This window comes from Rheinheimera faecalis (assembly GCF_021290965.1).
In the GTDB taxonomy this organism is placed as follows: domain Bacteria; phylum Pseudomonadota; class Gammaproteobacteria; order Enterobacterales; family Alteromonadaceae; genus Pararheinheimera; species Pararheinheimera faecalis.
In genome coordinates, this window is the sequence record NZ_JAJOYT010000001.1 from 210,036 (window position 1) to 231,371 (window position 21,336).

Below are 21,336 nucleotides of genomic sequence, written 5' to 3' on the forward strand. Positions count from 1 at the left end.
TCCTTGTGACGGGTTTTTTTATCTTGTTCTGCTCTATATTGTTCTGTACAAGTATTTTTAAACTACAACTCACTGGCTTTGTTGCGTTTGGTTTGGAGACTCAATGAGCAAGAAAATAGAAGTAACTTTTTCATTATGTAAGCTGGTCTTGGAGTCCTGTGCATATCGCAGAGCTTATTACTCCGAAGATGACTGTCTGAACCTTTGTGACAGTAGCCATTTTGTAAATTTCACAGCAACTAGCCTATTGAGTGTGGCGATATTAAAGTGGTGTGAACTGTTCGGATCGCATACTAATGAGTTCCATTGGAAGAAATCAGTTGTCGACGTAGATGGTTTTAAACAAAAGCTCTTTAATTCAGTCGGTGGCGAAGAGAAGTGGATATTTGTTCGAAATACCTTCAAGGTTGCACGGGACCAAGCCATAGCACATGTAGAGGATGGTGGGTCTAGATCTATCATTCATCAACGGCACTTGGTAAATACTGTATCACTGCTGATTGAGGAACTGAAACAGATGACGAGAGATGCGAGTTTCGCAGATTTTTCTGTGTCTATTTATATGACAGAGAAAGAACGTGATGCTCGCAGAATCATGGGCAACACCTTGTAATTCTCAATCTTAGATTCGTACTTCGAGCGATAGAACCACTGCATCATTTTCACAAATAAAAAGCGGCTGAAGGGGTCAAGTCTTACTTTGCTCCCAACCCCTTAAATATTTAAAATCTCTCGTGTTCTTTCCTCTGCGAGTTTACGTCTTCAAATACTCAATTCTGAAATGACGCAGCTTATCTCTGGCCTATGCATTATACTTAACCAAATGGTTGACAATTAATGATAACACGAGGATACTTAACCATATGGTAAACAATAAAAGTACACAACTGGATGCCGTGTTTCATGCTCTGGCTGATCCAACACGAAGGGCTATTATCGCCAGGTTAGCTCAAGCGCCTTGTGGTATCAGCGAGCTGGCAGCACCTTTTGACATGACACTTGCTGCTATCTCCAAGCATATCAAAGTGCTGGAGGGCGCAGGCTTGCTGGTGCGCAGTATTGAAGGGCGTAATCACACCTGCCAGTTAAACACTGCGCCTATGCACGGTGGTATGGAATGGTTGCGTCATTATGAGAAGTTCTGGAATCAACGGCTGGACGCTCTTGTTACAGTGCTGAATACCGAAGATACAACAGCATAAAATCTGGCTGTTTATCATGGGTTTAGCTTAGTAGACGCGAGCATTTTGGTTAGTTTGTCACCCCTTGGTTCAGGCAACAGGGCTTGAGCCACTTCACAGAAGGATGTTCGAAATGTCTGACTATGGTGTACTCCTTGCTCCCGATGTACTCAAGTTGGAGCGTTTGCTGCCAGGCCCGCTTGAACGTGTATGGCAGTACCTGACTGAATCCGATAAACGTGCGAAATGGTTAGCCGAAGGTCAGGTTGAACCTTGTATTGGCGGCAAAGTGGAACATACCTTTCGCAATTCAGAACTTAGCCCTGAGCATGATCTTCCTCCGCCTAAATACGCGGATTGCGCCGGAGCTGTGTCCATGCTGGGTAAGGTGACGACCTGGGATCCAATGCATCAGCTCAGTTACATATGGAACGAGGGCTCTGGTGCTGAGTCTGAAGTCAGCTTTACTCTGGAAGAGCAGGGCGAACAGGTGAAACTTACAGTGGTCCACCGTCTGCTGACCAATCCGGACGACCGATTGAGCGTAGCTGGTGGTTGGCACACCCACCTCAACATATTACGTGATGTGCTGGAAGGCAAAACCCCAGCGGCGTTCTGGCGGGTGCATAGCTTGTTGGAGGAGGAATATAAGGTACTTTTTGCGGCTGCCTCTGCTTTTTCAAAGTAGAAAGCCTGGAGCCCGGAGATAGCGGCTTTACCCGTCGTGCGTTGCGAATGCACTATAGAGATATAAGGGCACTGTGCGCAGTGCCCTCCGGTTCTAGTCCTAAACAGCTTAAACGTTCCTTATGTTTACAGCAGGATAAAACTTAAGCAGATATATACAAACTAGCCCTATGCCCCACAGCCTTGAGGCTCAGAGCGCTGACGAATCATTTTCAGCAGTTGCGGTAACATCAGACCAAGCATAACGATCGCCATACCTGTCAGCTGAATAGCTGTAACTTCTTGCCCCATCATTACTGCGGTTAAGGCGGCAAACACCGGAATTAAATTAAAGAACAATGCAGCAGAAGCAGAGCCCAGTTTTTGCACGCCATTTAAGAAAAACAGATACCCAACCACAGTGCCAAATACACCTATGTAAAGCATCGCCAAAAGCTCGTTCAGAGAAAGATTGAGCAGTTCGGTGATAGGGTGAATATCTCCTTGCAAGCTATTGGCAGCCAAAATAAAAGCGTCTCCGGATAACATGCTGATCAAAGTAAAAGGCAGCACAGGTAACCAGTGGCTCATTTTTTGCGACGCCGTGGTGTAAGCCGACCATAGCAGCATGGCCGTGATAATAGTGATATCGCCCTGGTTAAATTCAAACTGCAGCAGCGCCTGCCAGCTACCTTTAGTGATCACCAGCAATACACCGGCTAAACCAATCATCAAACTAAAAGCCTGAGCCCGGCTGATCCACTTGCGGGACATGGCGGAAACCATCAATAGCGTCACCAGTGGGCTTAGCGCCATCACCAAAGCACCATTGGTGGCTGTTGTATGTTTCACTCCGGTAAATAGCAGCAAATTAAAACCGCCGACACCTATCAGGCTGATCCCAATCAACCAGGCGTATTGCTGTAAGGTCAGTTTGGGCCAGCGTTCGGCTTTGAGTAGTAAATACAGCACCAGACAAAATGCAGCAATGCTGAAGCGCCACACCACTAGTGAGTTTTGCGACATATGCTCCAGTACTACTTTTGACACAGGAAACACACTTCCCCAACAAAAGACGCTGATTAATAACAATAAAATAGTAATAAAAGTGGATTGCTGTTTCATAAGATTGATTTAGCAGGTGAACTTGCCTTACAGTTTATATATTTCATAAACAAAATAAATAATGACAATTAGCAGGTTAAATTCCAAAAATGAAACCTAGTTACTCTCTTGATGATATGCGGCTGTTTTGGGTTGTGGCAGAGGCGGGCAGCTTTCGTCAGGCTGCGATTGTGCTTGGCATTCCGCCTTCTACTTTAAGTCGTCGTATTAACGCTTTAGAACAAGCTTTGGGTTTGCGGCTGCTGCATCGTGACGCCCATCGTATTAATTTAACCGGAACCGGCCGTCAGTATTTTGAGCGTTGTGGGCCGCTTTTTAGTGAACTGAATGATATTTCCGGTGAGCTCCATGCCGAAAAACACCAGCCAGCTGGTGTGCTCAGAATTGCAGTGCCTGTCAATACCATGTACCGCTGGCTGGCGACTGCATTAAATCAATTTCAGTTACGTTATCCCAAAATTGATTTAGATATACGTATGTCGAACTGGGTGATTGATGTGGGCGAACATGCGATAGATTTAGCGATCCGGGTTGGCGAACCCACTTTGCAGGGATGGATAGCGAGGCCTTTGACCCTGGTGCAATCTTTGCTTTGCGCCAGTAGTCAGGCAACACAATGGCATCATATTCAGCATCCCTCAGAGCTAATCAATTACCCTCTGGTCGTCAGCAGCCCTATCAATGTATGGCGCTTTATTCATCAGCAGGATCAGCAGCAGATCGACTATAGTCCGCAGGGCAATATCCGGCTTTCGGTGGATGATATGAATATAGCGATGCAGGCCATTGAAGCTGGTGTAGGTATTGGCTATTTGCCTCGCAGGGTAGTGCAGGAATATATGCAACAAGGCCGGCTGGTTGCGCTTGCCACTGACTGGCAAGGACCAAAACGCGACACATACTTGTTATACCGCGACCGTGACAATCAGCCGTTGCGCTTACGTTTGCTGATTGAACATTTGCTCGAAGTAGCACCAAAAGAATATTAAGCTGGTGGAAGAGTTGTAAATTACATCTATGGCAGGATTCAGCATGTCAGAACACCGCATTTTCAGCATGAAATTTTGCTCTGTTTATCCGCTTTACGTGCAAAAGGCTGAGCGCAAAGGCCGAACTAAAACAGAAGTGGATCAAATTATCAGTTGGCTGACAGGCTATAGTGCTGCCGAATTACAGCAGCAATTGGATCAGGGCACTGATTTTAGAAGCTTTTTTAATATGGCTCCTGCGATAAACCCCAGGATTGCTTTGATTAAAGGTGTGGTCTGTGGTGTTCGGGTGGAAGAAGTTGCAGATCCTTTGATGCAAAAAATCCGTTATTTAGACAAGCTGATTGATGAACTGGCTAAGGGGAAAAACATGGAAAAAATTCTGCGCTGATAGCAGCTGTTATTGTGTTTTTACCAGCCTGTTTTCCTTAGCGTAACTGCTGGGAGATTGGCCCGTATAGCGACTGAAGGCAGTGCTGAATGCGCTGGCTGACTGATATCCGGTGCGGTCTGCCACTTCTGTTAAGCCTAAATCCAGGCGTCTTAATAAATCTTTGGCCAGTGCCATTCTCCAGCGCAGCAGGTATTCCATCGGCAATACACCCACGGTGTGGGAAAAACGCTGAAAAAATGCAGTACGCGATAAAGCCGATAACTGTGCCATGGCTGCAACAGTCCAGGAGCGAGCAGGATCGCGGTGAATTTCCCGAATCGCCAAAGCAACGCGCTCATCTGCCAGACCCCGCAATAAACCAGGTGGTGCATGCTCTGTGGCTGTGGAGCGCAATGCCTCAATCAACAAGACTTCCACCAGCCTGCTTAACACCAGATCCTGACCAGCCAGAACACTTTGGCATTCGTCATTAATTAAACTCACCAGCACAGGCAGGCTTTTACTTTGGCGCAGATGCACTATGCCTGGCATCAGAGAAACTAATAAAGCGGAGTCGGGCGAATTAAACTCAAAATATCCCCCTAATAAGCGCACATCGGCAGGCCCTTCTGTGCGGCCGTGACGAATTTCTCCTGTAGCTAAAGCAGCAGCTTTGGAGTCAATCAGTTGTGGCGTAACTTTATCAAAACCCGACATGGTAAAACCCGGAGTTGTGGGCAGCAGGATAAAGTCACCTGCTTGTAAAGTAACGGGGTCCTGGCCATCTACGGCAAGCAAACAACCGCCTTCCAGCACAGCGCAAAAGCTTGGAAAACCAAAATCAGAATAACGTACAGCCCAAGCTCCGGCACCACTGATGCCTTTTGAGAATACAGTGCGGGGTTGTAGCAAGCTGATCACTTCCGTCAGCGGATCCATAAGATTTGAACTCTAAGTAATGAAATGTGAACTATCGATTATAGATAGTACAGTCATTATTCGCTACTTTTACCACAGCGAAACTAACTTATGGAGATGCTATGAAAACTGTACTGATCACGGGTTGCTCATCTGGTTATGGCCGGGAAACCGCCTTGTATTTTTTGGCAAAAGGCTGGAAGGTCGTGGCAACAATGCGCACGCCAACAACTGATGGTTTTCCTCAGTCGGAATACTTAAAAGTTTTAGCTCTGGATGTGACTCAGGCCGAAAGTATCAAGGCCGCACTGAAAGAGGCTGGTCCTATAGATGTATTGGTGAATAATGCCGGAATAGGGTTGTTTGGAGCTTGTGAAGCCACGCCCATGACGACAGTGCGTGAGGTATTTGAAACTAACACCTTTGGAATGATCGCTATGGCTCAGGCTGTGATCCCACAATTTCGGGCGCAAAAATCTGGTCTTATTATTAATCTGACTTCAAGCGCTGTATTAATGCCCATGCCATTGGTGGCTGTTTACACCGCCAGTAAAACCGCTATTGAAGGTTTTAGCTCGTCTTTGGCGCTGGAGTTAAAGCCCTTTGGTATTGAGGTGAAATTGGTGCAGCCAGGTTATGGCCCAACCACCAGCTTTACCAGCAATGGGGCTGAGCGTATGCAAGGGTTGATCACAGCGGATTATGCTGGCTATGCCCACAGTGTATTTGCTAACTTTACGCAGGCGCAGCAATTTACCAAAGAGCTTGATGTGGCTGAAGCTGTGTTCCGTGCTGCTAATGATCCGTCGGGTCAACACCGTTTTCCTGCTGGTGCCGACGCACTGGCTTTATCTATGGCTTAAAACAGTGAATTTAAGTCACGGTGAGCAGCCGTATTGCTGTGACTTTTTTGTCCGTTCATCTTCGTTTTATGGCAAAGTAACTCGCTGAGTTTTAAACCATTTTGACAAGGGATGCAGCCTTATGAATTTTGATTTGCTTTCGGGTAAAGGTTTTGCCGCTATGTTGTTTGATATGGACGGCACTATCATCAATTCTATTGCCGCTGCAGAAAACGTCTGGGCCAAGTGGGCCAGATCTCATGGTATTGATGTTGAAACCTTTTTGCCTACTATTCATGGCAGAAGAGCCATAGACACTATCGCCAGTTTAAATCTGCCCGGAGTGGATGCAGTTAGAGAAGCGGCTTATATCACCCAGGCCGAAATAGCTGAAGTGGAGGGTATTGAGGAAATACCAGGCGCAGCGGCATTTTTAAAGCAAATTCCGCCGTCCAAATGGGCTGTAGTGACTTCGGCTCCACGCGAACTGGCCTTAACCCGGCTTAAAGCAGCTGGCTTGCCAATTCCACACCTATTAATCACGGCCGAAGATGTTGAACAGGGTAAACCCAAACCTGATTGTTATTTACTGGCAGCACAACGGCTTGGTGTGAATTGCAGCGACTGTCTGATTTTTGAAGATGCAGAAATAGGTATAGCTGCAGCTTTGTCTTCTGGTGGTACTTTGGTCGTGGTGACTGCAACTCATACAACCCACAGTCCGGCAGGGGCAGCACAGCAGCTTGCTGTAAAAGATTATCTTCAGCATGGCGGTTTGCTGCTCAGTACATTGAAATGCTTATAGATCTTCTGCTCTCTCGACAGAGAATGTTTTAAAAATATCACCTTGCATTTACATCTGTTCCTTATTGGGCTAGGCTGGTTTTCGTGTTTCCATCATCCAAACAAAGCACTGCATCAGCCGTACGCAGCAGCCTGAATCTAACTAGCCCAGTGAAAGGAATATCGTTATGAGCCAGCTTTTTTCTTCGTCCTGCAACGAACCAGAAGCCGAAATTGTCAGCGCCGCTATTTATCCACCTATAGGTGTGATGCGGGTAGGGAATAGCCCGAAAGAGTTTTTTATTGGCCCTGAGGTCAATCAGCCTGTAGCGGCCAATCCTGCGTTTTATCGGGATGCAACAGGGGCGCTGAAACGTCAGGCCGCACGGTTTCGGGTTTATGGTTTAGATGCATCAGGTCAAGTAGTTAAAGAATTAACTGCCAATAATGCCACTATAGAGTGGTCTGCGCGACTGGCGAATCAAAAAGCCTCCTGGTACGAGTTTCAGCTGGCTTTGGATATTCCTGAAGCGGCAGAAGCTGATCCTTCGTTGCTGCGTAATGCCAAAGTTGCGGATCGCAGTACTTTATTGATTGATGGTGGGGCAAACAGCGTTTCAGGCAAAAATGTGGATGGTGCCAGCAGTCAGTTTGTTGGTACTTTTACCGGAGTGTCCGTTTATTTAGGCGAAATGCGCACTGATGAGGAAGGGCGTTTACTGATGTTAGGTGGCCATGGCAAATCGGCCAACCCCGAAGGTAAACCCGCCATCACCTTTGGCAATAACGAAGGCTGGTACGATGATACATCCGATGGTCCGATTACTGCGCAGGTGCAATACGGCGGAAAAACGCTGGCGGTGAAGCCGGCATGGGTCGTTTGTGCGCCGCCTGACTATGCGCCTATGCAAAAGTCGGTGCGTACCATGTGGGATTTAATGCGTGATGTGGCCGTCAGCGCTGGTCAACTGCCTTTACCGGGTCGTCCTTCTTTTAGCAATGATATTTTGCCAATTTTTCAACGTTTAACGGATTTACAGTGGGTCAACGCCGGTTATGCTGCAGGCTTTGGCTGGAACAGTGCTTTTGATTTTACGTCAGAACAGTGGCTGAAGCGTTTGTCTGATCCGTCCAGCACCTGGCAGGAAGCCCGCCGTACTTTGGCGCATAATTTCCGTTCTCTGGATACCGTATTTAGTGCGCCCAATGGTCAGGGCAGTAAACAAAGCTGGGATCCAACTTATGCGGCAGCGTCGCCTCAGTTATGGCCCTGGTTGTATGGTGATGCGATGGGCGTCAGCGCCAGTGCGTCGCCACGTCAGTTTGTATCTTTAACCTCGTTGCAGCTACGTGCTTTAGCAGATTGGGTCAATGGCAACTTTATTGCTGATTATGAACCCCACAAGCTGCCTCCACAGACACTGGAACAAGTGCCACTTTGCGAACAACCCGATATGTTAACCCGGGCCGCTATGGAGTTTTGTCTGGCGGATGCTTTTCACCCAGGCTGTGAAATGACCTGGCCTATGCGCACCGCAGGTCTATATTCGGAGGCGTTTCGCTTACGCCATGCGGAAGATACAGCGCCCACTCATGGCATTAACTATGGCCCTGAAATGACTTCGCAAATTGCGCTACAAATCAACGGGCCTATCTGCAGTGGTCAGGTGGCTGGTGGTATTACGCGTTGGATGGCAATTCCGTGGCAGACCGACACCGCAAGTTGCCGTGATGGGTATAACCTTGCTTACGACCCTTATTTACCAACCTTCTGGCCAGCCCGTGTGCCAAACAATATGCTGAATCAGGCCAACTACGCCAAAGTGATTAACGAGAGTTTGCCTTTAACTGAGCGAGAGAAAGCCTTTAATGAACGTGAATTCTGGCTGGATGATTTACCTATAGGCCCAACCACAGATTATTTGGCGCAAATTAACAGCATGATTGATCATTTTGCCGATTTAGCTGTGGTGTTGCCACAAACGAAAGCGGGTGTCAGTCATTTTCCCACTGTGATGCAAGTGGGTATCACACCGGAAAAACCTGCGCAGTTGCTAAAAACCAAAGCCAATCAACAGGCAGATTTACAAGGGCTTACCCGGGCGCAGCGCAGACCGGATCTAAGTCAGACCGACAAAGCCAACAGGTTAGGCAGGCGTTAACAGTGACGGATTACAACACACAAATTGTGATCCTGGGCGCTGGCATTGGCGGCTGTATTGCCGCCCTTGCTTTGGCGCCTTTTTATTCAGTGGTGCTGGTTGATCAACAGACTGAACCACAAGCCAGAGTGGGTGAGTGTCTGGCTCCTGCTGCAGGTCGCATTTTGCATAAGCTGGGGCTGTTGGATCTATTAACGGAGGGGCATATAAGCTCTCATGGCCTGTTGTCCTATTGGGGCACTGAGACCCCAACACTGGTTGATCAATTAACAAACCCTGATGGTCATGGCTGGCATTTAAACAGACAATTATTTGAACAACAGTTAAGGGATAGAGTGCAAAGACGAGGCATTCGTTGTCTTTGGCCTGCGTCTTTTAGCAAATGCGAACAAAAACCGAATGGCTGGGTGCTGGATATACAGCACAAAAACAAACCGATGCAACTGCACAGTCAATTGATGATCGATGCGACGGGTCGTCACAGCCGCTTTGCCCGTGCTCTTGGTGTTCGTCGGCAGAATCTGGATCAACAACTGTCGGTCTGGCTGACGGCTTTGGTGAAAGTACGAAAACATATCAGTGTATTAAGCTCTGTGCCAGAAGGCTGGTGGTATAGCGCTCCTTTGCCTGAATTACCTCTGATTGACACAGCTCTGATAGACGCAGATCTGTTAGATACAGAGCAATCAGAAGGTCAGGCCCGGCTTTTTGCTTTACAGATGCAAGCAGGGAAGTTCGATAAAAACTTAAGTCTGTCCAGCGCTGCATTTTTACAGGCAGCGGCGAATGCTCCCGGATTGAATACCCTGGTGCAACAGATTATTCCGGGTACTGAAACTTTGCATGGCGTAGTCGCTGCGAATTCTTCGAAACTGGAGCAAGGCTGTGGAGAGGGCTGGTTTGCTATTGGTGATGCAGCTATGAGTTTTGACCCACTGTCTTCGCAAGGCATCTTTAACGCTATGGCAACAGCTATGCAACTGGCCGATTTACTGATTGAACATGGTCTGCAGCATAAAGACATACCGGCTTTATATCAGGCGCAACTGGACAGTATCTGGCGCCATTATCTGGCGCATAAAGATCACTATTATGAGTTGGTGAGCTAAACCTTAGTGGGTTTTGAAGAAATTTTCTGAAGCCTGAATCAAACAAATGAATTTTTATGATCAATCACTTAGAATCGAAGTACTTTAATAAAAAGCATTGGTGCTGAGAATTCTATATGGCCGTTCAACTGTTCATTGGTCGCTTCAGGTTTGTTTTTACTCTAATCAGTTTTGTTCTGTTAGCTGCCTGCCAGAATGTGCAGGACAGCAAGATCCGGCTGGACCCTGACTTCGAAAAAAACAGCGACAGATATGAGCTGAAACGGCCGGTCTGGCAATTGACTGACAAAGCCTATCAACAGCAGTTAGGACCATTTAGTATCACTTCCACCCAGGTGAGCTGGCAAAATAGCACCACCTCCAGCCCTGGCCTTGTCAAATCAGAAATTCCAGGTCAGCAACAGCAGTCAAATGGACTGTTGAACTTTATTCTGGACGATTTGACCAACAACCAAAGTGACTTTGTGAAGCAGTTAGAGGAATCAGGAAAGCGCGATTTTGCTTTTGACCTGAACTTCACAGGTCAGGTTTTGGTGCACTCCCAATGCCGTATTATGTATTTAAATGCAGTGACAGAATTTCGTGATGCTGAACACTCAGAAGAGGTGGTTTCCACTGAGCAACAACGAGAACACAGCTACCTTGGCTGCAGTTTAAGTACGACCAGTCAGAACTGGCAGCTTGTCGTCGAAACAAAAAACAATAGTCCGGCCCGAATCCAATTACGAACTGACAAACAGAGCCTTCAGATTAATGCTGTAACCGATAGGCTGGAGCTTATTAATAATCAGTGGATCCCAGGTCCCAGCTGGAGCAGACAAATAACCGGCGTCATGATCAGTGCCGATCAACTTCAACAGGCCGCGTTAGCCTTTGATGGTAAAGTGCCAAGACTTTGGATTAACCAACAGGCGGCTGACGCGGAGCAGGCGCTTATGATAGCCGCAAGTTACAGCATATTGATGTACGACTGGCTGGATAGAGATTGGCGGGGTTAAGCCTTAATCCCAAGATTAGATTTATGGCTAGCTTAAAACAATAAGACTGCTGCATCAGGTTCGGCAGCGCCCTTCTTACCGCACATGAGGTTTTGCATGAACACTCTGACTGACTTTCAACAAGATATGCGTCGTGGTTATTTATGGGGCGCAACCGGTATTATCACTTCAGGTTTGGTCTGGCTAACAGCTGGTTTGGTGGCCTGTTTTAGTTTGCCACAGCATGGGATCTGGACATTATTTATTGGTGCTTCTTTTATAGTTCCTGTGGCGAACTTAATAGACCGTGCTTTGGGAGCCGCAGGCAAACACTCGGCCGGAAACAAGCTCGCACCACTGGCAATGGAAAGCACAGTCTTTATGCTGATGTGTCTGCCACTGGCTTATGGCTTGTCGTTATTCCGGATGGAATGGTTTTTCCCTGCTGTATTGATGATTATTGGCGGTCGCTATTTAATTTTTGCCAGCGTCTATGGCACTCCTTTGTATTGGCTGTTGGGGGGCAGTCTTGGCGCTGCAGCTGTGATCACCTATCAGCTTGCCCTTCCGCCTTATGTCACAGCATTAACTGGTGCAGCTATAGAGTTGGTGTTTGGTGCTGTACTTTTGGTTGTTAAACGGCGTAGCGATTAACCTTCGGCTAAACCCCTTGGCTTTAATACGATTTTAATAAAATTTGAAACCCTCTTTTCCTTAAGCTTTCTTTAAGCTTCCTCACGCACACTGCATGCTAAATCGGTATGCAGGAGTGTGCTTATGTTGTCTTCTTATCAGTTCGACCAGTCTGTTGCGGTTCGATTGCCAGCGCAATCAGACGCTGACACCAAAGCGCTGCTGCAGTTGGTGAAAGCATCAGATCTGCAGCGTGCTTCTATTGAGCAGTTTATTGCTTCAGGTTTTGCCAAAGCTTATCAGGCCGATGTACATAGTTTTATGCCAAATTTGTTAGGCGTAAGCCGTGCAGGTGAATGGCAGGCTGTGCTTGGATTACGTTGTGCTGCTCATACAGATTTGTTTATCGAACACTACCTGCCAGCTCCTGTAGAGCAGTTACTAGCTACTTATGGCATGCAGGCTGAGCGCACTCAACTGATTGAAATTGGTCACTTATATGCCATCAACAGACAAAGTTTATTGCAGCTGTTTGTACTGATGGCTTATGCGTTGGATCAGCTGAATTATCGTTATTTGTTATGCGCAGCGACCACTCAAGTGCGCGGTATTTTAAGCCGCCATGGTATTGAGCTGACTGAGCTTGGCGCAGCAAAAGCTGAAGCTTTAGGTGAAGAGGCTGCCAGTTGGGGTAGCTACTACGACACCAATCCAAAAGTTTGTGTGATGGATTTAGCCGCCGTGACCCGCCTTATTCACAGCGATGAAAAATTAACAGCTTTAGCGCATCAGCACTGGCCGCAGTTGCATCAGTTAGTGGCTCGTTTACCACAAGGAGACTGCTGATGCGTATTGAATTACCAACCACAGCGGTATTAAAAGATCTAGCGACAGGTTTGGCTTATTCACAAGCTCAAATCAAAAAGCAAATGGCGATATGGCAGGAACTATTGCTGGGGTATGGCGCACAGCGCATTGCCTTGGCGGCCAATAGTTCAGCGCAGTGGGCCTTGCTGGACTTAGCTTGTCTGGATGCGGATTTACTCTTGGTGCCGCTGCCCACTTATTTATCTGGAAGCCAGCTCGCTCATATCATGATGCAGCTGGAGCCTGATTTTTACATCTCAGATCAGGAACAAAACGCAGCAGAATTTACCTTATTGGAACAAGTGGGCGATTTATTGTTGTATAGGCGCGAGTTACAAAGCCCTGGTGCTGTTATCCCTGCGACTTGCCAGAAAATTACTTTTACCTCTGGGTCTACGGGCCAACCAAAAGGTGTCTGTTTATCAGTGCAAAGTCAGCTTGATGTTGCGCACAGCCTGCTGGAACGCATCAACCAAAATGCGCCTAAACATCTGTGTTTATTGCCTTTAAGCACCTTGCTGGAAAATATCGCTGGTATTTATGCGCCTTTATTGGCAGGTGGCGAAGTGCTGATCGCTCCGGACTCTTTGCGTGGTTTTAGTGGTAGTCAGTTGAGCAATCCACAGGCTTTGCTGGCGCTTATCAGCAGCACAGCCCCAAAAAGTCTGATTTTAGTGCCTGAGCTGCTGCAATTACTGGTGATGGCGCGAACTCAAGGCTGGCAAGCACCAGAATCACTGGAGTTTATTGCTGTAGGTGGTGCTCATGTATCCGCAGCTTTATTGCAACAGGCTGCACGTCTTGGCTTACCTGTGTATCAGGGCTACGGCCTGAGCGAATGTGCTTCTGTGGTGGCTTTATCCAGTGTGGATGCACGTCAAAGTACGACTGCAGAACTGGAGTTGGTCGGCATGCCTTTAGCCCATCGTGATATCGAGATTGTCGATGGCGAAATAGTAGTGAAACAGCCATTTCTCGGCTATTTGGGCGATGCGGCGTCGCTAAGCGATAAAGTCTTTACCGGTGATTTAGGCGAACTGGATGCACAAGGTCGGTTACGTATTCTGGGCCGTCGCAAAAACTTACTGATCTCAAGTTTGGGACGCAACATCTCGCCTGAATGGCCAGAGGCTTTGTTAACCCAAAGCGGTTTAATCCGTCAGGCGGTGCTGGTGGGCGATGCTCAACCTTATTGTGCCGCCTTGTTGTATCTCGCGGATCCTAAAGCAGCAGCGCAGTTGCCTGCTTATCTGGCCCAGGTCAACCAGCAGTTACCTGATTACGCGCAAATCAAAGCTTATCAGTTGTTAACTCAACCTTTGTCTGTAGCCGAAGGCACTTTAACGGCCAATGGCCGGCCGCGCCGTGCTGAAGTAGTTAAAAAATACCAAAGCGAAATCAATGATTTATTTGTTTCTAATGTTCTAACTGGAGAATCCTATGAGTTTTTATCAGACGCTGGTTAATGCCACCGAACAAGAGCGTGCTTATTTACTGGAAGCTCCGATGATCCGCCGTACTTTCGCCGGCGACTTTACGCTGGACCATTATGTGGCTTTTTTAACTCAGGCCTATCATCACGTCAAACACACAATACCACTGTTGATGTCGGTGGGCGCTTTGTTACCAGAATCCAAAGAATGGTTACGTGAAGCTGTAGCTGAATATATTGAAGAGGAATTAGGCCATCAGGAATGGGTATTAAACGACATTGCAGCTTGTGGTTATGATAAAGAGCAGGCTCGTGCCAGCACTCCGGCTTTTGCCACTGAGCTGATGGTGTCTTACGCCTATGATTCGGTGCGTCGTGTGAATCCTTTGTGCTTCTTTGGCATGGTGCTGGTGCTGGAAGGCACCTCTATAGCCCTGGCAGAACAAGCAGCCAGCAAAATTGCCGGCACCTTGCAGTTACCCCGTAAAGCATTTAGCTACCTGAATTCACACGGTGCTTTGGATCAGGACCATATCAAGTTCTTCGAAAGCCTGATGGATAAGATCACAGATCCTGCCGATCAGGTGCTGATCATCCATAGCGCTAAACGCTTTTTCCACTTATACGGCGATGTATTTCGTAGCCTGGAACAGCCGCATGGTCTGACTAAAAAAGTTGTGGTTGAGGAGGCGATAGCATGAGCTTGTTAGCAGGCAAAACTGTGCTGCTGACTGGTGCGACGGGTGGCATAGGTGCTGAAGTCGCCAGGCAATTAAGCGGCGAGGGCGCACGGTTGATTTTAACCGGTCGTTCTATTGAAAAACTGCGTGCGCTGCAAAACCAGTTGGCTGCAGAAACTTTGGTGTATTGCTGTGATTTAACCAATACAGCAGAGCAACAGGGCTTGCTGCAGTATTGCCAGCAGCAGGGTGGCATTGATGTGCTGATTAACAATGCGGGGATCAGTCAATTTGGCTTGTGTCAGCAACAGCAATTTAGTGACTTGGTCAGCATTAATCTGCTGGTGCCTATGCAACTGTGCCAGATTTTTCTGCCCATGTTGCGTAAGCATCAAGGCCAAATTGTCAACGTGGGATCTGCCTTTGGCAGTATTGGTCATCCTGGTTTTACCGGTTACTGCGCGACCAAGTTTGGTTTACGTGGTTTCACTGAAGCCTTGCAACGTGAACTGGCCGATAGTGGTGTGCAGGTAAAGTACTTTGCACCACGAGCTACAGAAACCAGTATTAACTCCAGCGATGTAGTGCAGTTAAATCAACAGCTTGGCAACAGCATGGATAGCCCAAAGTGGGTCGCAGAGCAGCTTGTTAAGCAGCTGAAGTCGAACGAGCTTCGCCGTTTTCTCGGTTGGCCTGAACGGATTTTTGTTCGCCTGAATGGGGTGTTCCCGGCATTGGTGGATATGGGTTTAAAAAGTAAATTAACACTGATCGAATTATTTGCTGTGGGCAAAAACCACTAACGAGGTAAAGATGAACATATTATCGAAAAAATTAGCATTGGTTCCGCTGTTACTGCTGAGTCTGGTTGCTCAGGCCGATGTACTGCAGGATATTAAACCTTTGCAGGACCGCTGGGCTGAAGTGAATTACAGTATGAGCGAAGACCAGAAAGAAAAAGCCTTTCCAGAGCTGGTCAAACAAGCCAATGCAGTGGTTGCTGCTAATCCAGAGAAAGCCGAAGCCTTGATTTGGCGTGGCATTATTAAATCCAGTTATGCCGGTGTCAAAGGTGGTTTGGGCGCTATGTCGCTGGCAGAAGAATCCAAAGCCGACCTCGAAGCTGCGCTTAAAATTGACAGCCATGCCTTACAAGGTTCGGCTTACACCAGTTTAGGTGTGCTGTACTACAAAGTACCAGGCTGGCCTATTGGTTTTGGTAGCGACAAAAATGCCAAAAAGATGCTGGAAAAAGCGCTGAGCATTAATCCTCAAGGTATTGATCCTAATTATTTTTATGCAGAATTTTTAACTGAAGAGCGCGACTATAAAGCAGCCATGAGTTACATTGAAAAGGCAAAACAGGCAGCACCTCGTCCGGATCGTCCAACTGCCGATCAAGGCCGGTTGCAGGACATCGCTGCGCTGGAAGCCAAAGTAGCGAAAAAGCTAAAACGTTAATTGGTATCTAAGACTTGGTGTGGACAAATAAACAGGTGATGTTATGCGGCTATTGTTAGTCGAAGATGATCTGGATTTAGCAAAAGGCCTGGTGCTGGCGTTGTCCAGTCAGGGGTTTGCGGTCAATCACGTAAGTACAGGTCAACATGCCTTAAGCAGCATCAAAGCCAAAGACTGTGATGCTGTGATCCTCGATTTAGGTCTGCCCGACATGGACGGTCTGGATGTCCTCAAACAAAGTCGTCAAAGAGAAGGCCATTTACCAGTCCTCGTACTGACTGCCCGAGATGGGGTTGATGACAGGATCCGTGGACTGGATTTAGGTGCCGACGACTATTTAGTCAAACCTTTTGCTATGCCTGAATTGTTCGCCCGTTTGCGGGTGATTGAGCGGCGGCTTGGCACAGCGGCTACGCACCTAATTAAGTTACAACAAGTAGAATTGGATACCAGCGCGCATTTAGTGCGGGTTGAAGGTGAATCTGTCGGCTTGTCCCGCCGCGAATATATGTTGCTAAAAGAATTGATGGAGTCGGCTGGGCGGATAAAAACCCGGGAGCAACTTGAAGCCAGTTTGTACGCCTGGGGTGAAGAAGTGGCCAGCAACGCGCTGGAAGTGCATATCTCCAATTTGCGTAAAAAGTTGCCAAAAGATTTTATTAAAACCCTGCGAGGGGTTGGTTATAGCGTGAGTGTGAATGTGGCATGAGCCTAACTATATGAACCAGCTATGAGTCTGCTATGAGATCTTTGCGCCGCTACTTAGTCACAGTGCTGATCGCGCTTTTTACGCTGATAAGCTTTGTTGCGGCTTTACAAAGCTATAAACAAAGCGCTATCAGGGCCGAAGCTTTGTTTGATCAGGATTTGCAGGTGCTGGCGTCCAGTTTGTCGCAGCAGTATCAGGCCGGTTCACAGCAGGAGCTGGGGCTGGCGCTGCAAGTCTGGCAAAAAGGCGAGCTCGTGTATCGCAGTGCTTTGGCGCCAGAAACTTCGATGTCGGAAGCTGAAGGTTTTAGTGAGCATAATTTTGCGGGTAAAAGATGGCGGGTGTTTCGTCAGACGCCAACCGATCTGCTGACTGTGATAGTGGCACAACCGCTGAAACAGCGGCAGCAACTGGCGGATGAAGTGATAACGGCCTCTATTTATCCTGTAGTGCTGAGTTTACCGCTGCAAGCCTTATTGATTTGGTTAGTCGTCAGTAAAGCTTTGTCGCCGATAAAACGTTTCTCTGCGCAGTTGTCGTCTAAAAAAGCCAATGATTTAAGCCCGGTCGAGTTGGACCAGGTGCCGGCAGAGCTGGATCAGATGCTCAAAACTACCAATCAGTTATTTGCCCGTTTAGCCGATGCTTTTGAGCGGGAGAAACGTTTTGCCTCTGACGTGGCGCACGAGCTGCGCACCCCTCTAAGCGTATTGCAGGTGAATTTACACAATGCTTCTCAGCAGTGGCAGCGCTCTGGCATCAGCGACCCTGAAGGTTCTATGTTGGCCTTGCAGGCTGGTGTTGAGCGTATGAGCGCGCTGATCGAACAAATTATGCTTTTGAACCGCACCAACCCCGAGCATTTTCAGGCCCGCACTGAACAGCTGGATTTAGCTGGGTTATGCCGCCAGGTGGTGGCCGACTGGTATCCACAAATTGACAGTAAACAGCAACAAATTGAGCTATTGGGGCTTGAGCATTTGTCACTGAAAGGGGACGCTTTTGCGTTGCGTTTATTAGTCAGCAATCTGGTGGGTAATGCCAGTAAATACAGTGCGGTAGGTGGTTCTATCCAGCTGGAGCTGTCTATTGAGCAATCTAATGAACAACAGCAAGCCATACTGGTGGTGCAGGATAATGGCCCTGGTATAGCGCCGGAAGAATACACCAGAGTGTTTGACCGTTTTTATCGGGTGGGAGGCGACAGGCACCAATCCGGCACTATAGGTTCAGGTTTGGGCCTGGCTATAGTACGGGATATAGTAGTTTTGCATCAGGGCCGCATCAGCCTTGGGGCCTCTGATTTTAGCAGCGGATTAAAAGTGACAGTGGAACTGCCCCTTTGAAAAACATAGAGTTGAAAAAAGACAGTTGAGAAAAAACAGTAAAAAAGCATTGCCCATTACCGCATTGTTAGTGCTGACTCTGCCTGTTGTTGCGGAGCAAAGCGTATTTGAGCTGCAAATTAAAGATCATCTGTTTCAGCCGTCCGTGCTGTACGTGCCCGCTGGCGAAAAAGTGAAGTTGCTGGTGCTGAATCAGGACCCTTCGCCTGAAGAGTTCGAAAGCTTTAGCTTAAATCGCGAAAAAGTGATTTTAGGCAAAGGCAAAGCCACTTTATTTGTTGGGCCTTTAGAACCAGGCAAGTACGAATTTTTTGGCGAATATAATCCGGACAGCGCGCAGGGGGTGTTAATAGCTCTGCCTGAAGCAGAGTGGCTACAGCATAAGGCTAATCATGCTTATTAATACGGTGCTGATGTTTTTACGCGAGCTGTTACCGCTTTGTTTGCTGCTGGCGACTTTGCTGGTATGGCACAGAAGTGTCTGGCGTAGTTTAGTGTTGTATTTCGCTTTACCTTCAGTGCTGATGTTAAGCCTGATCAGCCTGCAGATGGTATGGATCTCAGAGCAACTGGATGGTCTTGGGCTGGAGCTTTTATACAGTTTTTTATATCTGAGCTGTTTTGTGTTGCTCTGTTTGTCGGCCCTGAAAGCTCAGTGGGCGCTGTTGAGATCAGCGCTTGCTGCTGCTTGTCTGTTTAGTATCGGTGGCAGTAACTTATTGTTATATATCTGGTTACCGGGTCAGGCAGAAAACACACCGGCCGATTTGGTGTTAGGTTCAGCTTTAGGTGTAGGCATAGGGGCCAGCATAGCTGTGCTTTGGTATTACTTGCTGAGCGAGCTGAAACAGTGGCGTATCAGCAGTTTTGCTTTGCTGTTGTCCTTATCAGGTGCTCGTCAGGTGATGATGGCATCGGCTTTACTTATTCAGTCCGACTGGCTTGTGGCAGGTCCGCAGCTTTGGCAAACCGAACAGTTGTTGTCGGAGCAATCTGAATTGGGGTTCTTTTTGCAGGCGCTGATGGGTTATGAAGCCACACCCAGCCTGTCGCAAGTTCTGTTGTATGTGTTGTGTTTTACGTTGTTGTTCTGGTGTTGCAGCTTGATGGAGAAAAAAAGATGAAGCTTTACAGCAAAAAAGCGGTGGTGAAGGCTTTGTGTTTTGTTTGTCTGTGCAGCAGCATGTCGGCTTTGGCGGATGGGCGCGTGGTGGATAAGGTCTACCATCCTTATGTGCAGCCGCTGGAGCGTGAATTTGAGTACCGCTACTTTTATCAGCGTCAGGCTGATCACCCGGATAACAACACCATGGGGCAGAAACTAGGTTACGGCTTTTCAGTCGCTGAACGTGCCGCATTGGAAATTTATGTGATTGCAGATCGCATCAGCCCTGAAGATTACAAACTGACAGGTTATGAGCTGGAGCTACGCTGGATGCTGACAGAGCAAGGCCAGTACAGCGCCGACTGGGGTATGCTGTTTGAACTGGAGCGGCAAAATAATCAGGACAACTACGAATTCACCACTGGCCTTTTAATGGAAAAAGAATTTGGCCCAACCAGCCTGACGTTAAACGCTTTGGCCGTGTATGAATGGGGTCAGACGCTGGACGCCGAATGGGAAGGCGAGTTCCGCGCCCAATACCGCTACCGCTGGTTACCGGCAGTGCAGCCAGCCATTGAATTATATGCCGGCGAAAACTACAAAGGTGCAGGCCCAAGCTTAATGGGCGTGCATAAGTTTGATAAACAAGAGCAGCTGAAATGGGAATTTGCGGTGATAGTGGCCATCGACAACGACACAGTAGACCGCACCTTACGTTTTGCGCTGGAGTATGAGTTTTGATAGAGGTCAAACGTTACTGCTGCTCAGGTTATACTCGCCGTGATGCGGCGAAGTTGAGTTTTTGCTACATAGAGTTTTTCAGCGAAACTATAGAATTTGATTTTGGCGATACAGGCATCCTTTTGTAAAAAACAGCACCACAGTCTGGCACTGCTTTTCGATTCAGGCATTTGTGGTGGGTAATACCACCACAGGAATATCGGCTAGATTGGTCAGCACCTGCCGCTGAGGCAGGTAAGGCAATAAGGTTTCTGTTTCTTTTTTAACTACGCCATAACATTCACAACTCAGCGCTTCGAGTTGGTTTCTGTCCAGCACTTTGATACTGCCACGCGAATACGTAATAGCTCCTTGTTGTTGCAGTTTTATTGCCGCATGAGTCACTCCTTCTCTGCGAACACCGAGCATATTGCCCATAAACTCCTGTGTCATTGACAAGTTGTTGTGGGTTAAACGATCCATCGACAGCAGAAGCCAGCGACAAAGTTGCTGATCAATCGAATGATGTCGGTTACACACCGCAGTCTGAGCCACCTGAGTGATTAAAGCTTGGGTATAACGCAGCATCAACTGCAACAATTGACCATGGCGGTTAAATTCATTTTTTACATGAGGTCGTGGCAGACGATACGCATAGCCGGCACTTTGCACCAGCGAACGATTTGGCGTGCTGGCACCGCCCATAAATAACGAAATACCCAACAAGCCCTCGTTCCCCACCACCAGAATTGCTGTCGAAGCGCCGTTTTCCATAATGTATTGCAACGAGACAATAGCGTCTGTTGGAAAGTAAACATGACGCATAGGGCGACCAGACTCATACATCACTGAGTTCAGTTGCAGAGACACCAACTCCAGGTGCGGAAACAAACGAGCCTGAACTTCAGGTGACAGCGCCGCCAGCAAATGATTATGCTGCGGTTGTGGTGTAGTTTTTGTAGACATTAAAGCCCTCAGATAAGGTGTAATAAGCGTAACGAGGAAAAAAACGGCCAGATCATGCTTGCGTGGTTCATATGATTTCTGTGCGGTAACACACATAAAAGAATTGCCGCGCAAAAAAAGCAGCTAAGAATCACGGGCGTGGCCGGTTACTATGTCTAAAGGTTAAATTGGAGAGGGAATGGGTTAAAAACATTTCAGGTTTTTTAACTTACTGAAATCAGTCAAAGTCTATTGAGGATGCCCAGGGGTGGTGTCGGGCATAGAAATGGCAGACTGAAGGCACCATAACACA

General features: G+C 47.6%; 24 protein-coding genes. 21 read left to right on the forward strand and 3 right to left on the reverse strand.

All coding sequences use genetic code 11. The features are described 5' to 3' along the window. Positions 1–103 precede the first annotated feature (103 nt). From LSG34_RS00910 to LSG34_RS00920, 3 genes are all read left to right on the forward strand, one after another. Entirely contained in the window at positions 104–613 is a 510-nt protein-coding gene (locus tag LSG34_RS00910; RefSeq protein ID WP_233006946.1) for a hypothetical protein, read from the forward strand. Positions 614–863: 250 nt separating this feature from the next. After that, on the forward strand, positions 864–1,202 hold the full coding sequence (locus tag LSG34_RS00915; RefSeq protein ID WP_233006947.1) for an ArsR/SmtB family transcription factor: 339 nt from the start codon (positions 864–866) through the stop codon (positions 1,200–1,202). Between the two features lie 112 nt (positions 1,203–1,314). Beyond that, positions 1,315–1,869 (forward strand): SRPBCC family protein, encoded by a 555-nt coding sequence (locus tag LSG34_RS00920; RefSeq protein ID WP_233006948.1) that lies wholly within the window; start codon positions 1,315–1,317, stop codon positions 1,867–1,869. Positions 1,870–2,036: 167 nt separating this feature from the next. Here the strand turns inward: LSG34_RS00920 and LSG34_RS00925 are convergent, their stop codons facing one another. Then, positions 2,037–2,972, reverse strand: coding sequence for a DMT family transporter (locus tag LSG34_RS00925; RefSeq protein WP_269822737.1), 936 nt, complete (start codon positions 2,970–2,972; stop codon positions 2,037–2,039). 89 nt (positions 2,973–3,061) lie between these two features. On the opposite strand from LSG34_RS00925, the gene LSG34_RS00930 reads away from it, so the two are divergent. After that, positions 3,062–3,961, forward strand: coding sequence for a LysR family transcriptional regulator (locus LSG34_RS00930; protein ID WP_233006950.1), 900 nt, complete (start codon positions 3,062–3,064; stop codon positions 3,959–3,961). A gap of 43 nt (positions 3,962–4,004) precedes the next feature. Further along, on the forward strand, positions 4,005–4,352 hold the full coding sequence (locus tag LSG34_RS00935) for a DUF2200 domain-containing protein (protein ID WP_233006951.1): 348 nt from the start codon (positions 4,005–4,007) through the stop codon (positions 4,350–4,352). A gap of 9 nt (positions 4,353–4,361) precedes the next feature. Here LSG34_RS00935 and LSG34_RS00940 read toward each other — a convergent pair whose 3' ends face one another. Beyond that, on the reverse strand, positions 4,362–5,273 hold the full coding sequence (locus LSG34_RS00940) for an AraC family transcriptional regulator (RefSeq protein ID WP_233006952.1): 912 nt from the start codon (positions 5,271–5,273) through the stop codon (positions 4,362–4,364). Positions 5,274–5,374: 101 nt separating this feature from the next. Here LSG34_RS00940 and LSG34_RS00945 point away from each other — a divergent pair, with 101 nt between their 5' ends. From LSG34_RS00945 to LSG34_RS01020, 16 genes are all read left to right on the forward strand, one after another. Then, positions 5,375–6,115, forward strand: a complete 741-nt coding sequence (locus LSG34_RS00945; protein WP_233006953.1) for an SDR family oxidoreductase — start codon at positions 5,375–5,377, stop codon at positions 6,113–6,115. A 121-nt stretch (positions 6,116–6,236) separates the two neighbouring features. Then, positions 6,237–6,899 (forward strand): HAD-IA family hydrolase, encoded by a 663-nt coding sequence (locus LSG34_RS00950; RefSeq protein ID WP_233006954.1) that lies wholly within the window; start codon positions 6,237–6,239, stop codon positions 6,897–6,899. A 166-nt stretch (positions 6,900–7,065) separates the two neighbouring features. Further along, the gene (locus LSG34_RS00955) at positions 7,066–9,039 is read left to right on the forward strand and encodes a LodA/GoxA family CTQ-dependent oxidase (RefSeq protein WP_233006955.1); all 1,974 of its coding nucleotides are present in this window, start codon (positions 7,066–7,068) and stop codon (positions 9,037–9,039) included. A 2-nt stretch (positions 9,040–9,041) separates the two neighbouring features. Beyond that, positions 9,042–10,148 (forward strand): NAD(P)/FAD-dependent oxidoreductase, encoded by a 1,107-nt coding sequence (locus tag LSG34_RS00960; RefSeq protein WP_233006956.1) that lies wholly within the window; start codon positions 9,042–9,044, stop codon positions 10,146–10,148. 116 nt (positions 10,149–10,264) lie between these two features. Next, the gene (locus LSG34_RS00965; protein WP_233006957.1) at positions 10,265–11,146 is read left to right on the forward strand and encodes a hypothetical protein; all 882 of its coding nucleotides are present in this window, start codon (positions 10,265–10,267) and stop codon (positions 11,144–11,146) included. Positions 11,147–11,242: 96 nt separating this feature from the next. Next, positions 11,243–11,779 (forward strand): DUF7010 family protein, encoded by a 537-nt coding sequence (locus LSG34_RS00970; RefSeq protein WP_233006958.1) that lies wholly within the window; start codon positions 11,243–11,245, stop codon positions 11,777–11,779. 123 nt (positions 11,780–11,902) lie between these two features. Continuing rightward, positions 11,903–12,604, forward strand: coding sequence for a thermostable hemolysin (locus LSG34_RS00975; protein WP_233006959.1), 702 nt, complete (start codon positions 11,903–11,905; stop codon positions 12,602–12,604). Then, on the forward strand, positions 12,604–14,091 hold the full coding sequence (locus tag LSG34_RS00980; protein WP_233006960.1) for an AMP-binding protein: 1,488 nt from the start codon (positions 12,604–12,606) through the stop codon (positions 14,089–14,091). Before LSG34_RS00975 ends, LSG34_RS00980 begins: the two co-directional genes overlap by 1 nt. After that, a complete protein-coding gene (locus LSG34_RS00985; RefSeq protein WP_233006961.1) occupies positions 14,066–14,758 on the forward strand; it encodes a TenA family transcriptional regulator in 693 nt (230 codons plus the stop codon). The genes LSG34_RS00980 and LSG34_RS00985 overlap by 26 nt, the downstream gene beginning before the upstream one ends. Next, positions 14,755–15,540 carry an SDR family oxidoreductase gene (locus LSG34_RS00990; protein WP_233006962.1) on the forward strand — a complete coding sequence of 262 codons (786 nt, stop codon included), beginning with the start codon at positions 14,755–14,757 and terminating at the stop codon, positions 15,538–15,540. The genes LSG34_RS00985 and LSG34_RS00990 overlap by 4 nt, the downstream gene beginning before the upstream one ends. A 10-nt stretch (positions 15,541–15,550) precedes the next feature. Then, positions 15,551–16,198, forward strand: a complete 648-nt coding sequence (locus tag LSG34_RS00995; protein WP_233006963.1) for a tetratricopeptide repeat protein — start codon at positions 15,551–15,553, stop codon at positions 16,196–16,198. A 43-nt stretch (positions 16,199–16,241) separates the two neighbouring features. Next, complete coding sequence (locus LSG34_RS01000; protein WP_127022253.1) at positions 16,242–16,907, forward strand: response regulator; 666 nt, start codon at positions 16,242–16,244, stop codon at positions 16,905–16,907. A gap of 32 nt (positions 16,908–16,939) precedes the next feature. Further along, positions 16,940–18,253 carry an ATP-binding protein gene (locus LSG34_RS01005; RefSeq protein WP_233006964.1) on the forward strand — a complete coding sequence of 438 codons (1,314 nt, stop codon included), beginning with the start codon at positions 16,940–16,942 and terminating at the stop codon, positions 18,251–18,253. Between the two features lie 25 nt (positions 18,254–18,278). Then, positions 18,279–18,656 (forward strand): cupredoxin domain-containing protein, encoded by a 378-nt coding sequence (locus LSG34_RS01010; RefSeq protein WP_233006965.1) that lies wholly within the window; start codon positions 18,279–18,281, stop codon positions 18,654–18,656. Then, entirely contained in the window at positions 18,646–19,377 is a 732-nt protein-coding gene (locus LSG34_RS01015; RefSeq protein ID WP_233006966.1) for a hypothetical protein, read from the forward strand. Before LSG34_RS01010 ends, LSG34_RS01015 begins: the two co-directional genes overlap by 11 nt. Then, positions 19,374–20,099: a hypothetical protein gene (locus LSG34_RS01020; RefSeq protein WP_233006967.1), complete on the forward strand. Its 726-nt coding sequence runs from the start codon at positions 19,374–19,376 to the stop codon at positions 20,097–20,099. The genes LSG34_RS01015 and LSG34_RS01020 overlap by 4 nt, the downstream gene beginning before the upstream one ends. 162 nt (positions 20,100–20,261) lie before the next feature. Here LSG34_RS01020 and LSG34_RS01025 read toward each other — a convergent pair whose 3' ends face one another. After that, positions 20,262–21,044: a Crp/Fnr family transcriptional regulator gene (locus LSG34_RS01025; protein WP_233006968.1), complete on the reverse strand. Its 783-nt coding sequence runs from the start codon at positions 21,042–21,044 to the stop codon at positions 20,262–20,264. Between the last annotated feature and the right edge of the window lie 292 nt (positions 21,045–21,336).

Excerpts from the sequence above, each read along its gene's own strand:
- LSG34_RS00965 (WP_233006957.1), top strand. The coding sequence starts at position 10,265 with ATGGCCGTTCAACTGTTCATTGGTCGCTTCAGGTTTGTTTTTACTCTA.
- LSG34_RS01020 (WP_233006967.1), top strand. The coding sequence starts at position 19,374 with ATGAAGCTTTACAGCAAAAAAGCGGTGGTGAAGGCTTTGTGTTTTGTT.
- LSG34_RS01025 (WP_233006968.1), bottom strand. The coding sequence starts at position 21,044 with ATGTCTACAAAAACTACACCACAACCGCAGCATAATCATTTGCTGGCG.
- LSG34_RS00995 (WP_233006963.1), top strand. The coding sequence starts at position 15,551 with ATGAACATATTATCGAAAAAATTAGCATTGGTTCCGCTGTTACTGCTG.
- LSG34_RS01000 (WP_127022253.1), top strand. The coding sequence starts at position 16,242 with ATGCGGCTATTGTTAGTCGAAGATGATCTGGATTTAGCAAAAGGCCTG.
- LSG34_RS00980 (WP_233006960.1), top strand. The coding sequence starts at position 12,604 with ATGCGTATTGAATTACCAACCACAGCGGTATTAAAAGATCTAGCGACA.
- LSG34_RS00940 (WP_233006952.1), bottom strand. The coding sequence starts at position 5,273 with ATGGATCCGCTGACGGAAGTGATCAGCTTGCTACAACCCCGCACTGTA.
- LSG34_RS00985 (WP_233006961.1), top strand. The coding sequence starts at position 14,066 with ATGAGTTTTTATCAGACGCTGGTTAATGCCACCGAACAAGAGCGTGCT.
- LSG34_RS00915 (WP_233006947.1), top strand. The coding sequence starts at position 864 with ATGGTAAACAATAAAAGTACACAACTGGATGCCGTGTTTCATGCTCTG.
- LSG34_RS00920 (WP_233006948.1), top strand. The coding sequence starts at position 1,315 with ATGTCTGACTATGGTGTACTCCTTGCTCCCGATGTACTCAAGTTGGAG.
- LSG34_RS01005 (WP_233006964.1), top strand. The coding sequence starts at position 16,940 with ATGAGATCTTTGCGCCGCTACTTAGTCACAGTGCTGATCGCGCTTTTT.
- LSG34_RS00930 (WP_233006950.1), top strand. The coding sequence starts at position 3,062 with ATGAAACCTAGTTACTCTCTTGATGATATGCGGCTGTTTTGGGTTGTG.
- LSG34_RS00910 (WP_233006946.1), top strand. The coding sequence starts at position 104 with ATGAGCAAGAAAATAGAAGTAACTTTTTCATTATGTAAGCTGGTCTTG.
- LSG34_RS00945 (WP_233006953.1), top strand. The coding sequence starts at position 5,375 with ATGAAAACTGTACTGATCACGGGTTGCTCATCTGGTTATGGCCGGGAA.
- LSG34_RS00935 (WP_233006951.1), top strand. The coding sequence starts at position 4,005 with ATGTCAGAACACCGCATTTTCAGCATGAAATTTTGCTCTGTTTATCCG.
- LSG34_RS00925 (WP_269822737.1), bottom strand. The coding sequence starts at position 2,972 with ATGAAACAGCAATCCACTTTTATTACTATTTTATTGTTATTAATCAGC.
- LSG34_RS00990 (WP_233006962.1), top strand. The coding sequence starts at position 14,755 with ATGAGCTTGTTAGCAGGCAAAACTGTGCTGCTGACTGGTGCGACGGGT.
- LSG34_RS01015 (WP_233006966.1), top strand. The coding sequence starts at position 18,646 with ATGCTTATTAATACGGTGCTGATGTTTTTACGCGAGCTGTTACCGCTT.
- LSG34_RS00950 (WP_233006954.1), top strand. The coding sequence starts at position 6,237 with ATGAATTTTGATTTGCTTTCGGGTAAAGGTTTTGCCGCTATGTTGTTT.
- LSG34_RS00975 (WP_233006959.1), top strand. The coding sequence starts at position 11,903 with ATGTTGTCTTCTTATCAGTTCGACCAGTCTGTTGCGGTTCGATTGCCA.
- LSG34_RS00955 (WP_233006955.1), top strand. The coding sequence starts at position 7,066 with ATGAGCCAGCTTTTTTCTTCGTCCTGCAACGAACCAGAAGCCGAAATT.
- LSG34_RS00970 (WP_233006958.1), top strand. The coding sequence starts at position 11,243 with ATGAACACTCTGACTGACTTTCAACAAGATATGCGTCGTGGTTATTTA.